Source organism: Sorangium sp. So ce726, assembly GCF_051521405.1.
GTDB lineage: Bacteria > Myxococcota_A > Polyangia > Polyangiales > Polyangiaceae > Sorangium.
The window spans coordinates 10692489-10707284 of record NZ_CP150349.1 but is presented as its reverse complement, the minus strand read 5'-3'; the positions used below and the strand labels follow the sequence as shown (position 1 = coordinate 10707284).

Annotated in this window: 11 protein-coding genes and 1 pseudogene; 3 read left to right on the top strand and 9 right to left on the bottom strand. The window is 70.2% G+C overall.

Annotated elements, in window-relative coordinates:
• Positions 1 to 11: 11 nt before the first annotated feature.
• From WME79_RS39760 to WME79_RS39740, 5 genes and pseudogenes are all read right to left on the bottom strand, one after another.
• Positions 12 to 755, bottom strand: a complete 744-nt coding sequence (locus WME79_RS39760; RefSeq protein ID WP_437525770.1) for a riboflavin synthase — start codon at positions 753 to 755, stop codon at positions 12 to 14.
• Between the two features lie 17 nt (positions 756 to 772).
• The gene (locus tag WME79_RS39755; protein ID WP_012239873.1) at positions 773 to 1135 is read right to left on the bottom strand and encodes a PilZ domain-containing protein; all 363 of its coding nucleotides are present in this window, start codon (positions 1133 to 1135) and stop codon (positions 773 to 775) included.
• 6 nt (positions 1136 to 1141) lie between these two features.
• Positions 1142 to 3835 (bottom strand): Rne/Rng family ribonuclease, encoded by a 2694-nt coding sequence (locus WME79_RS39750; protein ID WP_437525767.1) that lies wholly within the window; start codon positions 3833 to 3835, stop codon positions 1142 to 1144.
• Between the two features lie 548 nt (positions 3836 to 4383).
• The gene (locus tag WME79_RS39745; RefSeq protein WP_437525765.1) at positions 4384 to 4923 is read right to left on the bottom strand and encodes a hypothetical protein; all 540 of its coding nucleotides are present in this window, start codon (positions 4921 to 4923) and stop codon (positions 4384 to 4386) included.
• Positions 4924 to 5242: 319 nt separating this feature from the next.
• A pseudogene (locus tag WME79_RS39740) lies at positions 5243 to 5724 on the bottom strand (carboxyl transferase domain-containing protein); the annotation flags it as partial.
• A gap of 776 nt (positions 5725 to 6500) precedes the next feature.
• Between WME79_RS39740 and WME79_RS39735 the strand changes: the two are divergent.
• Positions 6501 to 9161, top strand: coding sequence for a protein kinase domain-containing protein (locus tag WME79_RS39735; RefSeq protein ID WP_437525763.1), 2661 nt, complete (start codon positions 6501 to 6503; stop codon positions 9159 to 9161).
• A 9-nt stretch (positions 9162 to 9170) separates the two neighbouring features.
• Here the strand turns inward: WME79_RS39735 and WME79_RS39730 are convergent, their stop codons facing one another.
• The 3 genes from WME79_RS39730 to pyrH form a co-directional block, all read right to left on the bottom strand.
• A complete protein-coding gene (locus WME79_RS39730; protein WP_437525761.1) occupies positions 9171 to 10406 on the bottom strand; it encodes a KamA family radical SAM protein in 1236 nt (411 codons plus the stop codon).
• A complete protein-coding gene (locus WME79_RS39725) occupies positions 10393 to 11454 on the bottom strand; it encodes a peptidylprolyl isomerase (RefSeq protein ID WP_437525759.1) in 1062 nt (353 codons plus the stop codon). The genes WME79_RS39730 and WME79_RS39725 overlap by 14 nt, the downstream gene beginning before the upstream one ends.
• Positions 11455 to 11586: 132 nt before the next feature.
• Positions 11587 to 12348: a UMP kinase gene (pyrH, locus tag WME79_RS39720; RefSeq protein ID WP_080599110.1), complete on the bottom strand. Its 762-nt coding sequence runs from the start codon at positions 12346 to 12348 to the stop codon at positions 11587 to 11589.
• A gap of 233 nt (positions 12349 to 12581) precedes the next feature.
• Between pyrH and rpoZ the strand changes: the two genes are divergently transcribed.
• The gene (gene rpoZ, locus WME79_RS39715; protein ID WP_044986749.1) at positions 12582 to 12824 is read left to right on the top strand and encodes a DNA-directed RNA polymerase subunit omega; all 243 of its coding nucleotides are present in this window, start codon (positions 12582 to 12584) and stop codon (positions 12822 to 12824) included.
• Between the two features lie 115 nt (positions 12825 to 12939).
• Positions 12940 to 13818, top strand: coding sequence for a class I SAM-dependent methyltransferase (locus WME79_RS39710; protein ID WP_437525757.1), 879 nt, complete (start codon positions 12940 to 12942; stop codon positions 13816 to 13818).
• A 171-nt stretch (positions 13819 to 13989) separates the two neighbouring features.
• Here WME79_RS39710 and WME79_RS39705 read toward each other — a convergent pair whose 3' ends face one another.
• On the bottom strand, positions 13990 to 14727 hold the full coding sequence (locus WME79_RS39705) for a metallophosphoesterase family protein (protein ID WP_012239864.1): 738 nt from the start codon (positions 14725 to 14727) through the stop codon (positions 13990 to 13992).
• Positions 14728 to 14796: the final 69 nt, after the last annotated feature.

The following is a 14796-nucleotide window of genomic DNA, read 5'->3' as shown; positions in this document are numbered from 1 at the left end:
TCGACAGAGCCTCACCAGAATCCCCCCGCGCGCAGCTTTGCGAGGAGTCGTTCGTCGTGATCCGCATGCTCTCCCGTATTTCCACGCTCTTCGCCGCGCTCGGCGGAGGCCTCCCCGCCGCGCGCGTCTTGGCTCGAGAGGCCCTTCACGCTGGCGAGCGATGCGACCTCGAGCGCCCGCGCCACGTAGCGCGCGAGCACGTCAACTTCAAGGTTGACGGCCGCGCCGGGGCGGAGCTCTCCGAGGAGAGTCCGGCCGATGGTGTGCGGCACCAGCATCACATCGAACCAGATCTCGGCGGCGCCCGGCGTGGACACGGCGTTGAGCGTGAGGCTCGCGCCGTCGACGGCGATCGAGCCCTTGGGAGCGAGGTACGGCGCGAGCTCGGGCGGGGCGCTCACCCGGAGGCGGATCGCGTCGCCGGCCCGCGCGTGCTCGGCGACGCGGCCGAGCCCGTCGACGTGGCCCAGCACCACGTGCCCTCCCATCCGCGCGCCGAGCGGCGTCGCGCGCTCGAGGTGGACGCGCGCGCCGACCGGCAGCGCGCCGAGCGTCGTGCGGCCGAGGGTCTCGGCGGACATGTCGCACTCGAACCCGCCGGGCGCGATGCGATCGACGGTGAGGCAGGCGCCGTTCACGCTCACGGACTCGCCGAGCGTCAGCGGCCCGAGGCTCGCCTCGACGAGCGCGCGGGCCACGGCGCCGCCGCTCCGGCGGCGGAGGACCCCGATCGTCTCGACAAGCCCGGTGAACATCGCCGACGCCCCTCTGCCTAGCCCTTCGAGGTGCGGTGCCCTTGGCTGGTCAGGAGCTTGTCGATGAGCCCCTGCGAGTAGCCCGACAGCTCGGTGAAGACGACGCCCATCCCCTGCGGATCGTCGTGCACGCGCACGACCTCGCCGACGCCCTCGATCGTCTCGATGTCGTCCATGATCACGGTGAACCGCAGGTTCACCTTCGTCCCGACGGCGAGCGGCGTCTTCGAGCGCACGAACACGCCGGTCCGCGAGATGTTCGTCACGTACTCGTTGATGAACGCGTCGTAGGACTCGAACTCCTTGTTGATGGTGACGCGCTCTTCCTTGCGTCCCGTCTTCGCGTCGCTGCTCTCCGGAGAACCCTGATCGTCCACCATGACGCCTTACCTGCCTTGCAGATCGAACTGCTCGAGGTGGTACTCCTTTCGGGGCACGAGATCGATCCGGCGCTGGAACAGCCGCTCCGCCTCTTGCACGGCGATGCGCTCGTCGTTCTTCAGCAGATCGATCACGGCCGGGTGCGCGTTGACCACGACCGAGTAGCCGGGCAGGTTCATCCGCTCGCGCCGTATTTGCCGCAGGATCTCGTAGGCGACCGTCTGCTTGGATTGCAGCTGGCCCGTCCCGTCGCAGTAGAAGCACGGCTCGAGGATCGTCCGCCCGAGGCTCTCGCGCGTCCGCTTCCGGGTCATCTCGATGAGGCCCAGATCGGAGATCCGGTTCAGCGTGGTCTTCGCCTTGTCCCTGGAGAGCAGCTCCTCGAGGCGGCGCCGCACCTTCTCCCGGTTCTGGGCGCGCTCCATGTCGATGAGGTCGAGGATGATGAGCCCGCCGATGTTGCGGAACCGGAGCTGATAGGCGATCTCCTCGACCGCCTCCAGGTTCGTGGTCAGGATCGTCTCCTCGAGATCCTTCGACCCCTTGCCGACGAACCGCCCTGTGTTCACGTCGATCGCGGTGAGCGCCTCGGCCTGGTCGATGATCAGGTGCCCGCCCGAGGGGAGCGGGACCTTCCGCGACAGCGCGCGCTGGATCTCGTCCTCGATCCCGTACGCGTCGAAGATCGGCTCCGTCCCCTCGTAGAGCTCCACCGCGTCGGCGCGCTCGGGCATGAACATCTCGACGAAGCGCCGCAGCCGGATGTACTCCTCGCGGTCGTCGATCACGATCTTCTCGATGTCGTCGGTGAAGAGGTCGCGGGCGGTCTTCAGCACGAGGTCGAGCTCGGTGTAGAGCACCGCCGGCGCCCTCACGCCGCTCTCCCGCTTCTTCGCCACCTCGCCCCAGAGGCGCACGAGGTAGCCGACGTCGGCCTTGAGCTGCTTCTTCGTGAGGCCCTCGGCGAGCGTGCGCACGATGAGCCCGCCCTGCGGAGGCTTCATCGCCTCGATGGCGTCCCGCAGCCGGGATCGCTCTTTCTCCGAGCCGATACGCTTGGAGATCCCGATGTGATCGACCGTCGGCAGGTACACGACATAGCGGCCGGGCAGCGAGATGTGGCTCGTGACCCGGGCGCCCTTCGTCCCGATCGGCTCCTTCGAGACCTGGACGATGACCTCCTGCCCTTCGCGGACGACCTCGCGGATCGGCGTCGACTTCGAGATCCGCGGCGGCTCGTTCTGCCAGCTGCGTGAGCTCTGCTGGCCCCGCGCGGCGCTCTTGCCCTTGCCGTCCCGCGACTGCTCGCGCCCGCGCTCCCGCGTCCGCTGTTCGCGCCCGCGTTGCTCGCGATCGCGCCCCTCGCGTCCGCCCTGCTGTCCTTTGCCGCCCCGGTCGCGCCCTTCGCGCCCTTCCCGGCCCTCGCGCGGCGCCTCGCGCCCTTCTCGGCCCTCACGGCCTTCGCGCGGGGCTTGGCGTCCCTCGCGCGGCGCCTCGCGGCCTTCGCGTCCCTCGCGCGGCGCCTCGCGGCCTTCGCGCCCCTCGCGTGCTTCCGCGGGGGCCGCCTCCGCGAGCGCGGCGCCGCCGCCCTCGAGGTTGGCGCGCCGGTCGCGCGTCCGTCCCGACCGGCGCACGCGCGCCTCCCGCCGTCCGCGCGCGCGCCCGCTGCGCGCCCGCGCTGCCGGCGGGACGTCATCGCCCGAGGCCGCTGCTGCGGCCGCGGCCTCCGGGACCGGCGGCGCGTTCGCCTCCTGTCCGGCCGGCCACTCGCCGGCGGCGCCGTGCACGGCGGGCTCGTCCGACGTGCTCGCCTCCTGCGCTTCCGTCTCGCCGCTGTCCGCCGTGTTGCTCAGCGCCTCCGGATGCTCCTCGGCCGCGCTCCACGCGTCCGCGGCATCCTCCGGTGGCGGAGAGGCAGGCTCGACCTCGTAGGCGGGCGTGTCGAGCTCGTCGTCGTCCTCGATGCCCGCCTCGTCCGGGCCGGACTCCTCTGCGCTCGCCTCATCGCTGGCCTCGTCGGCGTCGCTGCCTCCGCCGGGCGCGACCAGCTCCTCGTCGTCGTCGTCGTCGTCCGCGCCGTCGTGCTGGTGCCTGTCGTCGATCTCCGGCTCCGAGTCGTCGGCCTCGTCGAGCGCCACCATCGGCCCCACGCCGGCGAACGCCTGGCCGGAGGGGCTTCCGAGCACGTCGAGCGCCGTGGGCAGCTCGATCGGCACGTCGCTCCCTTCGTCGACCGGGCCGCCGGCCTCGAATCCTTCTTCCTCCCCGAAGTCCGCTCCTTCCCGGAGCTCGTGGCGTCCGGGTGTCAGATCGGGGCTCTCGGGCGCGGCTTCTGCGCCCGCTAGCTCATGCACCTCGCTTTCGTTAGGTCCAGGCGCCTCGCTGCCGCGCGCCGCGCGGCCTCGCGAGGAGGCGCGCTCTTGCTCGGCAGTCCGGCGGTGTCCAGCCAGGTACGCCTCGAAATCGTCGGGCCGGATGAGGTCCTCGACGTGCAGGAAGGCTGCTCGCTCGAGCCCCACGTCGATGAACGCGGCCTGCATCCCGGGCAAAACGCGGCTGACCTTGCCGAGGTAGATGTTTCCGAGCGTCCCCTTGGAGCTCTCCCGCTCGAGATGCAGCTCAGCGATGATCCCGTTTTCGATCAGCGCGACGCGTGTCTCGCGGATGTCCACATTGATGACGAGAAGGTTCTTTCCCATGTCGGATGCCGCACATCGGCGGCGCCGCCAAGCGTTACCACGGGTTGCCCGGCCCATGAAGGCGCAACCCGGAGTATGCTGCGCGATTGGGGGCCCGGGACCGGAGATCGCCGAGGCAGGCCGGTCGCCAGCGCGTGAGCTACCTCGCGTCTCCGCCGCTCTGCCTCGACGGCGCCCGGCCGCGCCTGCCGCCTGGCCCGCGGACCGGCCGCGCCTGCCGCTGGGCCAGGCCCTGGCCGGGAGCGCCGGGTCGAGGCCTCCGCCGGCGGCTACGGCGCGCCAACTGGGCGAGGTTCCTCAGGAGGCGTTCCCGGCCCCCCTCGGGACCCGGACCGCCCCGTTCCCCCGGCCCCTCGCCCCCGCTGGCACGCCACCCCTCCCGTCCTGCTCCCGAGCCGCCGGTGTCGTGCTCCGCGCCGCCCTGCGCCGGCTACCGAGCCGCGACGGCTGGCGCGGGCGAGCCGCCCGTCGCGGCTCGGCCCGCATAAAGGCCGAAGGGGGCGGCCATCTGGCGCCCCCTTCGGAGATGCGCTGCTGTTGTCAGAAGCTCACAAGCCACACACCGGCTCTCCGGCGGCATCGCAGCTTTCGGCGCACTCCTCGCAAACAGTGCACGTGAGGAGGGCGTCGTAGGCTGCGACCCCGGCCGCGTTGTCCGTGCGGCACGTCTCGATGCACGCGGCCGGGTCTTCCTCCTCGGCGCAGCCATCGATACACACCACCAGGTCAATACAATCGCTGCTGTCGACGCAGGCCTTTCGGACCTCTTTGCACGGCCCATCGATGGCGCACTTGTAGCAGCCCGTATTCGTGTCGCGGCCGCACGTGTCCTCCGTGTCATCACAGGTCGGGGTACCCGTCGAGGAGGTGCTCGTGGCGCTCGCGCCTCCTTCTCCGCCGGCGCCGCCGCTGCCGCCGGAGCCGCCATTGCCGCCGTTGCCGCCGTTGCCGCCGCTGCCGCCGCCAGAGCTGCTGCTCCCGCTGCTGCTGCTGCTGGTGCTGGAGCCCGACGACGTGTTGCCGTCGTCACCGCAAGCCACGAGGGCGCAGCCGGAAATCAAAACCGCAGCGAATACCCAAGATTTCATGCTCAATACCTCCACAGAACCCAACCGACCCTTCATTCGTGTACTCGGCGCCCCCCCAACGCTCGGCATGCCTGCCAAACCACCCGTTTTCCTGCGACCGGCCCCCGGGTGCACCTGTGCAGATCGTCGGTCAGAGAGAAGCATCGCGCGTGGAGTTCAAAGAAAAACAGCCACGCAAGTCGTTTCTACACGCTCGGGATCGGCTGCGCAACGGCGTCGCTCGCCCCAGCACCCACCTGCCGTGGCGCTCTAAGCGGTTTGCTCGCTGATCTCTCCCAGAGCACGGCTCTCGCGGGCTCCCAGCTGTCGCAAAATTCTGCTAAAGCGGGATGTTTCCGTGCTTCTTCGGTGGGTTCTTGTCGCGCAGGAGGTCGAGGGCCAGAGCCAGTCGAGTGCGGAGCATGCGCGGGTAGATCACTCGTCTATGAAGCCGAGCTCGGCCGCCCTGTACGGGTCGGCGAATTTCGCCTTGTAGTCGTCGACGAAGCGTGCGCGGGCGACGGCCGGGTCGGCCGCTTGCTGGATCTCGCTGCGGGACACGATGCTCACCGCGCCTTCCGCGCCCATGACCGCGATCTCGGCCGTCGGGAAGGCGAGATTGTAATCGGCCCGGATGTGCTTGGAGGCCATGACGTCGTAAGCGCCGCCGTATGCCTTGCGGGTGATCACCGTCACCTTGGGCAAGGTGGCTTCGGCGAACGCATAGAGGAGCTTCGCTCCGTGAGCGATGAGCCCGCCATATTCCCGGTCGAACCCCGGGAGGAATCCGGGCACGTCGACGAACATGACGAGCGGGACATTGGAGCCCTCGGGACCGTCGGATCAGCCATGCTGCCGCCCGCGCCCTGCCACGCGCGCCCCGGAGGGATCGAAATCCCGCCGCGCGCGGCGGCGCGACGCCATGGCAGGGCGACGACCGCTGAGGCCGGTACGACAAGGGGGCGAGGCCGGCGGAAACGTGCGAACCACGCGAACCGTGCGAAACATGCGAAACATACGAGACATACGAGACACGCGAAACGCGTGAAACGCGCGCGACGCGGAGGCGTCCGAGGCGCGAGCGACCTGCGACGAAAAATGACCGCGGTCCTCGAGCGGTTCCGCCCTACTCTCTTGCGCGGGCGAGGGGACACCACGTACGCTGAGCGGCGCTCAGCTGCCGATGGTAAATGCAGGAATTCCCGATACGTAGACCATCTGAAGACCGGGACGCGGGGGCCACCATCGCCGCTGCAGACCCGCCGCGCCGCGACTTCGAACGGGGCAGCTCGGGCCTGCGTGGCAGCAGAGCGGTCGCCTGCCTCGCCTGCCACGGCAACTGACGTGCGGCGCCTCGTGAGATGCGCATGGAACGGCGTCACCGGCAGCCCTCGATCGTTTGCGGGAGCGCCACGCGCTCCTGGCTCGCGGCGCCTTGCGCTCGACGGCCTCAGCGTGGCCTTCCGCCTCGCGTCGCGGGGTGAGATCGTTTCGGACGAGAGGTCGCTCGAGTGAAGCTCGCTCAGACTCGTGAGGCTCGTGCCCTGGCCGTCGCCGCCGTGGCGCGAGGGCTCATCGAGCCCAACGCCCTTTGGGATATGGCTTGCCGATGGACCCTCGGCGGCGCGTCGACGCCCCAGGAGCTCTTCGAGGGGATCCTCACGCCGGAGCAGCTGGCGGCGCTGCCGGAGCTGCTTGCGCAGGAGGGCCGCAGCCCGCCCGTCGCGCGCGCCCTCTCGCCGCAGAGCGAGGACCAGGACGCGCTGCGCTTCGACACGCAGCGGGAGATCGACCTGCCTGGAGAGGACGTCGGGGCCGATTTCCCGACGCTCGCGACGTCCGCCACGCGCGCCGTGAACTCCGGCGGCACCCGGTACGAGGTGGGCGAAGCGCTCGGGGCCGGGGGCGCCGGGAAGGTGGTGAAGGCGCGCGACCGGGAGATCGGGCGCGTGGTCGCGCTGAAGACCTTGAAGCCAGGGGCCGAGGAGGACTCCGCGGTAGGCAACCGCTTCCGGACCGAGGCGCGGATCACGGCCCAGCTCGAGCACCCGAACATCATCCCGGTCTATGACCTCGGCACGCTGCCGAACGGTCAGCCCTACTACTCCATGCGGGTCGTCAAGCGGCAGAGCCTGCAGAACGTGCTGACGAACCCCGAGCTCCGCAGGCAATGGCCGCTCGTCCGGCTCATCGGCGCGTTCGTGCAGATCTCCCGGGCGCTGGCCTACGCGCACCGGCGGGGCGTCGCCCACCGCGACATCAAGCCGGAGAACGTGCTGCTCGGCGACTACGGCGAGGTCTACCTGGGCGACTGGGGCAACGCGAAGCTGCTCTCGAGGGCGGAGGTGAGCGAGCCGATCTCCGTCGACCCGGGCGGGCAGGACTTCGGTCGGAAGCGGCACGAGGCGCTCGCGAGCGCGCTCTCGGGCACGCCCGGCTACATCGCGCCCGAGCAGATCCGTGGGGACCACGCGCGGATCGATCACCGCGCGGACATCTTCGCGCTCGGCGTGGTGCTCTACGAGATCCTCACCGGCGAGCACCCGTTCGACGCGCAGACCGTCCTCGCCGTGATCCTCGCGACGCAGACGCGTGACCCCAGGCCGCCGCGCTCGATCTCGCCGAGCTGCCCGCTGCTGCTCGAGGACCTCTGCGTGGCGATGCTCGCGAAGGATCCTGATCAGCGGCCGCCGACCGCCGACCGCGTCGCGGCGGAGGCGGAGGCGTTCCTCGAGGGCGCCAAGGAGCGGATGCGCCGCCGCGAGGAGGCCATCAAACTCTGCGAGCTCGCCAAGGCCCCGCTCGAGCGTGATCGGCGGCTCGACGGCGAGCGCGAGCGGCTCGTCGAGGAGGCGCGGCGGCTGCTCAAGGACGTGAAGGAGTACGAGGCGATCGAGCGCAAGCGGGCCGGGTGGCAGCTCGAGGACAGGGCCGCCGGGGTCGAGCGCGAGCAGGCGCGCGCCGCGGCGGAGGCGATCGATCTCTATACGAAGGCGCTGGCGTACGATCCGGACCTGGTCGAGGCGCGCGCCGGGCTCGCGGACCTGTACTGGTCGCGCGCGGTGCGAGCGGACCAGGAGCACCAGCACGCGGCGCGCATCTACCACGAGGCGCTCGTGGCGGAGTTCGACGTGGGCCGCTACGCCGCGCTGCTCACCGCCGATTCGGTCCTCTCGTTCGACTCGTCGCCGCCCGGCGCGAGCGTCGTCGCGTACCGTTACGTCGAGAAGGATCGCATCCTCGTGGCGAGCGACGAGCGCTCGCTCGGCCGCACCCCGCTCCGCGAGGTGCACCTCAAGCCAGGCAGCTACCTCTTCATCCTGAAGCGCGCCGGCTGTCGGGACGTGCGCTACCCGCTGCTGCTCAAGCGGGGCACCCACCACCGCGTCGAGGTGAACCTCTACACCGACGCAGAGATCGGCGAGGGGTTCGTGTACATCCCGGGGGGGACCTTCATCGCCGGCGGCGACGCGCACGCGTACGATCCGCTCCGCCGCGCCGAGCTCCACGTCCCTGACGTCGCGATCGCGAAGTTCCCCGTCACCTTCCGCGAGTATTGCGAGTTCCTGAACGAGCTCGAGACGCGCGATCTCGATCTCGCCCTCAAGCGCGCGCCGCACGGGACGCGCGGCTCCGAGGGCTACGTCGCGCGGCCCGCCAGCAGCGGCGGCTGGGAGCCGTTGCCCAGCGTGGTCGAGGGCGACGCGCAGAAGCGGTTCCCGGCGGAGGAAGGGCACCTCTGGAACCTGCCGGTCATCCTCATCGACTGGTTCGACGCCGTGGCCTACTGCCGTTTCCGGAGCGAGCGCGACGGGATCGAGGTCCGACTGCCCACCGAGCTGGAGTGGGAGAAGGCGGCGCGCGGGACCGACGGCCGGTTCTATCCGTGGGGAGATCACTTCGACCCGACGTTCTGTCTGATGCGCTCGTCGCGGCCGTTCCTCGCGCAGCCAGAGCCGGTCGGGACTTTTCCGATCGACACCTCGCCCTACGGCGTGCGCGACATGGCGGGCGGCGTGCGCGAGTGGGTCGCCGACGTGAACGGCGAGAGATCGTGGGCGGAGACGTCGGGTGAGCTCGAATCGGCCGCCGACGCTGGCGGGGACGCGCCGCCGTGGCGCATCGCCCGCTCCGGGAGCTGGGCCGCGGACTCGCAGCAGTGCAGGAGCGCGTCGCGCACCCGCTTCTTCGGGATCGCGCGGGCGCTGAACCTGTCGTTCCGGGTCGCGAAGCCGCTCTCGCGGGGCCCGGGTCGCTGAGCCGGCGGCTCAGCCGCCAGGCGGCGTCGGGGGGTCGACGTACTCGACCTCGACGCCGCGGTGCGTGCGGAGGACGGTGCGCCCCGGCCGACGGTCGACGACGTATTCGGGCCCGATGGGCACCTTGCCCATCCCGCCGGGCGTATCGACGATCAGCTTCGGCAACGCGATGCCGGTGAGCCGGCCCTGGAGCTGCTCCATGAGGGAGACGCCGGTCGCGAGCGGCGTGCGCAGGTGCGCCGTGCCGCGCACGGGGTCCATCTGGAGCAGGTAATAGGGGCGCACCCGCCAGCGCACGAGGCCCCGGAAGAGCGTGGCCAGCGTCGTCGCGTCGTCGTTGATGCCGCGCAGCAGCACGGTCTGGTTCATGACGGGGAAGCCGTGATCCGCGAGGCGCTTGCAGGCGCGCTCGGCGGCGGGCGTGAGCTCCTTCGGATGGTTGAAGTGCGTCATCACCCAGAGCGGGTGATACGGCTTGAGCGCGCGCACGAGCTCTGCGGTGATCCGCTGCGGCAGCGTGACCGGCACGCGCGTGGCGATCCGGATCGTCTCCACGCTCTCGATCTGCCGCAGCCGAGCGATGAGCCGCACGACGCGGTCCGTCGAGACGGCGAGGGGATCGCCGCCGCTCACGATGACATCGCGCACTTCCGGGTGCGCCTCGAGGTACGCCATCGCCGGCGCGAGGCGCTCGAGCGCCACCGCGCCGCCGCCGTCGCCGACCATGCGTGAGCGGGTGCAGAAGCGGCAGTAGACGGCGCAGCGGTCGGTCGCGAGGAGCAGCGCGCGATCCGGGTACCGCTGCACGAGGTGGGGGGCGACCTCGTGCGCGACTTCGCCGAGGGGGTCGACCAGATCGCCGGGCACCTCGGCGGCCTCGTCGGCGAGCGGCACGCACTGCCGGCGGATCGGGCACGCCGGATCGCCCTCATCGCAGAGGCTCAGGTAATAGGGGGTGACGCGGATGGGCAGCCCCGCGCTTTCGGCGCGCCTGGCGCCAGCGAGCTCCTCCGGCGTGAGCGACAGCGCCCGGTGGAGCTCGTCGGCGCTCGAGAGCGCGTGACGCAGCTGCCATGTCCAGTCGTTCTTCCGCGCCTTCACGCGCGCTGGTCGCGCTCCCTGCTGCGCGCTCGCGGCGAGCGGACCCGGTCGCTCCGGCAGCGCGACGGCGCGGGCGTTCGCGCCTTCCTCGCCGGGTCGCCGGGCGAGCCGCGTGGCGGCGACGAGCTCGCTACTTGCCCGCATCGCTCGACGGCGCCGCGGCAGCGCCGGCCTTCTCTGGCTGTGGCGTGCGGGGCTTCGCGGGATCAGGCTGCGCCGCGCTCCCGGTCTGCATGAGCTGCTCCGGCAGCTTGACCGAGGAGAGCGCCGCCTCGTTGATCTCGACGGGGAACTTCTTCCGCAGCTCGTCCTCGAGAGCGCGCTCCTGGTCCTGCATCTTCTGCTGGAGGAGCGCGACCCGGATCGAGCGTTCGGCCTCCGCGAACTCGCGCCGGTGCCCGCTGGTGAGCCCGTTCAGGCGGACGATGAAGAACCTTCCGTCGGCCTCGACGAGCTCCTCGCCGACCGCACCCACGGTGCCGATGCGAAAGGCGGCCGCGCGGACCGGCTCTGGGACGCGGGGGTGGGCGCCGCGCGGATCGCCGGGCGGGCTGACGATGCCGAGCTCTCCGGCGAGATCGAGCGGCGGGGCCGCGCTCTTGTCCTTCGGCGCCGTGAGCGAGTGCTTGAGGAAGAGCTCTCCCCATGCGCTGTTGCTCCCGGCCTTCTGCGCCTCCTTGAGGACCTTCTCCCCGAGCGCTCGGTCGCCGACGACGATGGCGGCGACGCGCCTGCGCTCGGGCTCGCTGAACTTGTCGGCGTTCGCCTCGTAGTACGCGCGCACCTCGGACGCGGGGATGTCAGCCGGCGCGGGCAGGCCCTTTCGCGCCCGGGCGATCATCGCCTCGCGGAGGATCTGCCGGATCGTGTCCTCGACCGCGGGGTCCTTGTCGAGACCCCGGCGCCGGGCTTCCAGCGCGAGCAGCTCCGCGTCGATGATCTCGCTGAGCAGCTCGCGGCGCCGCTCCTTCGTCTGGTACCGGAGCCGATCGAACTGATCCATGCGCTCCAGCGTTCTGCCGAAGTCGCCCAGGGTGATCACCCTGTCCCCGACCTTCGCGAGCACGCGCGCCGACTGCTCGGCGGTGAGGCCGAAGACCGGATCCCCCGCGTCCGAGGGGACCTGGAGGGCGGGCTCATCGCAGCTCGCGACGAGCGCGACGAGCGAGATGGCGAGCAGGGGTCGGCGCACCGGAGCTCGGGTCATTGCTGGCTCGGGGTCTAGCACGGTTTCAGCGTCGCTCGAGGCCGCAGCGCCTCGTTCAGGCTGGCGCGTCGGCGGACGTCTAGGCTCGTCGCGCGCGCTGAGCGCTCGAACGCGCGCTCAGTCGACGATCGTGCCGATCTCTTCGCCCCTGCAGACGCGGAGGATGTTGCCGCGGGTCATGAGCTTGAACACCCGGATGGGCATCTTGTTCTCGCGGCAGAGCGTGACTGCAGTCGAGTCCATGACCCCGATCCTGTCCGCGAGGAAGCGGTCGTAGCTCAGGTGCGCGAACATCTGCGCGCCCTCGTGGCGCACGGGATCGCGGTCGTAGATGCCTTCGACCTTGGTCGCCTTGAACAGCGCCTGCGCCTGGATCTCCATGGCCCGCAGCGCTGCCGCCGTGTCGGTCGAGAAGAACGGGTTGCCCGTGCCTGCGGCGAAGATGACGATGCTGCCCTTCTCCAGGTGCCGCATCGCCCTGCGGCGGATGTACGGCTCGGCGACCTGCCGGATCTCGATCGCGGTCATCACGCGCGTCGGCACGCCCGTCTTCTCGAGCGCGTCCTGGAGGGCGAGCGCGTTGATGACGGTGGCGAGCATGCCCATGTAGTCGCTCTGGGAGCGGTCCATCCCCGCGCTCGCGCCCTTCAGCCCGCGGAAGATGTTGCCGCCGCCCACGACGACCCCGATCTGCACCCCCATCCGCTGGAGCTCGGCGACCTCGCCGGCCACGTGGTGGAGCGTCTCGGGACGAATGCCGAACCCCCCTTCCTCGCCGCAGAGCGCTTCGCCGCTCAGCTTGAGCACGATGCGTCGGTACTTCAGCCCGGGGGCCGGACGAGGGGGAGGGGGAAGGAGAGAGTCCTGGTCAGCGGCCACGGTGGGACCTCGTAGCCGGGACCTGCGTGGAGGGCAACGAACAACGTGAACCAGCCCTCGGGTGAAGCGGCCGCGCGCGGCGAAGGAGGAAGAGCGGAGGCAGAACCCGAGGAAGCAGAGCAAGCAGAGGAAGCAGAGCAAGCAGAGGAAGCAGAGGCAACAGAGCAGGCAGGAGCGCCGGGGCGGCATGTACCTTGCGCTTGCCGGGGCGGGGAGCTACTCTCGGCCCCCCTATGGCGCGTGTGACTGTGGAAGACTGCCTCGAGCGCGAGGAAAACCGTTTTGCTCTCGTCGTGCTTGCGGCCAACCGGACGCGGCAGCTCATGAAGGGCGTGGACGCTCTCGTGAAGACGAAGAACAAGCCTGCCGTGACCAGCCTCCGAGAGATCGCGGCGGGCAAGGTGCACTTCCACCGGAGCTCCCACGAGGTCGTGTCCGAGTGGCTCCAGCAGATGAACGCTGGCGGCCAGCGCTGATGCCGAATCGGAAGGGCGCGCGTCCGGTGATGCGCGTCTCCGTCGGGGCTCCGTTCCGCAGCTCGCTCCTGTCACCGTGCCAGCGCTGCGCTTGATCTTGCCTCGCATGAGCGGGATGGCCACGAGGCGGCCGGCACGCGCTTCGGGCTCCGGCCAGCGTCGCGATCCGGAGCTCGAAGCAGGGACGTCGGCCCACTACGAGGATCCGGCGTACTACTCGAAGACGTACGCGCGCCGGAAGGATGACGTCCGCTACTACGTCGACCTCGCCGTCGCGTCTGCGGGGCCGGTGCTCGAGTACGGCTGCGGTAACGGGCGGATCACGCTGCCTGTCGCGAGGGAGGGGGTCCAGATCACCGGGGTGGACCTGTCGGCGCCGATGCTCGGCGATCTGCGCGCGCAGCTTGGACGTGAGCCGCGCGATGTCTCCTCTCGCGTGAGCCTCCGGCGGGGCGACATGCGGGCGCTGCGGCTAGGGCGCCGCTTTCCGCTCGTGATCTGCCCGTTCAACGCCTTCTTGCACCTGTACACGCGCGTGGATGTGGAGCGGTTCCTCGCGCGAGCGCGCGAGCATCTGACGCCGAAGGGCGAGCTCGTCTTCGACGTTTCCATGCCCGAGCCGGCAGAGCTCGCGCGAGATCCGGATCGCGCCTATGCCACGCCGCGGTTCCGGTACCCCACGAAGGATGGTCCTGGCGAGTTCGTCCGGTACACGGAGCGGTTCGACTACGACAAGGTCCGGCAGATCCTCTTCGTCTCCATGGAGTTCTCGCCCGTCGACGGCGGCGAGCGCTGGATGACGCCGCTCGCCCATCGTCAGTTCTACCCGCAGGAACTCGAAGCCTTGCTCCACTACAACGGCTTCGAGCTCACGGAGCTCCGCAGCGATTTCTCCGCGGAGCCGCCCGACAACCAGACGAGCATGCTGCTCTATCATTGCCGGCCACGTCGCTCTGCCAGCGCTCGCCGCCCTGGACATGAAGGGGGCCGCTGAAGGGGCGCAGCACCGGCGCGGGAATGCCCGGAGCCTGCTGCGCCCCGTGCCGCCCTGTAGCGGCGCCCGGTCGACATCGGGCCATGCGCGACGTGCCCGCTCACGAGCGCGCGTGTGCCCCTTGGTCCTGCCGCACCGAGCGTGCGCCAGGTGTGGCCGTTGCCTGGAGTCTCAGACCCCGATGTAGAGGCGGTGGGCGAAATTGCGCTCGAGCTTGGCGCGCAGCACCTTCTCCGCCGCCGTCTCGATATCGTACTCGACGCGCTTGAACTCGAAGCGCTTCGTGTCGCTGTCGTAGACCGTGTAGCTCGCGCGGTTGTCGTAGTCCCGCGGCTGTCCCACCGAGCCGACGCTCACGATGTACTTGCGACCCTGCTCGAGCTGGAAGTCCACCGCAGGGAGCTCCTCGACGCTGTTCGGTGTGAGCGCGAACACCTTGCAGAGGTGGGAGTGGCCGATCAGCGTGATGTGACCGAGCTCGTTCCACATCGGGAGGCATTCGCGCGCCTGCTCGGGGGCGAAGATGTACTCGAACTCTTCGAGCCGGACGGGCGAGCCATGGCAGAGGTCGACGTTGATGTCCGTCAACTTCTCCTGGTACGTCAGGCTCCGGAGCCAGGCCGCGTTCTCGGAGGACAGCATCGCAGCGTGGGTGTCGAGCGCTTGCCGGGCGGCCTCGTAGTAATACGAGTAATCCATCCGACCTGCGACGGCCGCGTCGTGGTTGCCGAGGATCGTCTTCTTGGCCACCTTGCGGACGAGATCGGCGCACTCGTTCGGCGAGCCGCCGTAGCCGACCGTATCCCCGAGGCAGTAGTAAACGTCGATACGTTCGTGGCGGTAGGACTCGAGCACAGCGCTGAGCGCCTCGTAGTTGGCGTGCGTATCGCTGAAAATCCCGAGTCTCATTTCGACGCGAGGGCGGAGCTTAGCACGAAGGCCTCGACTTCCGTTAGGAATTCAAACCCGGATCCACGG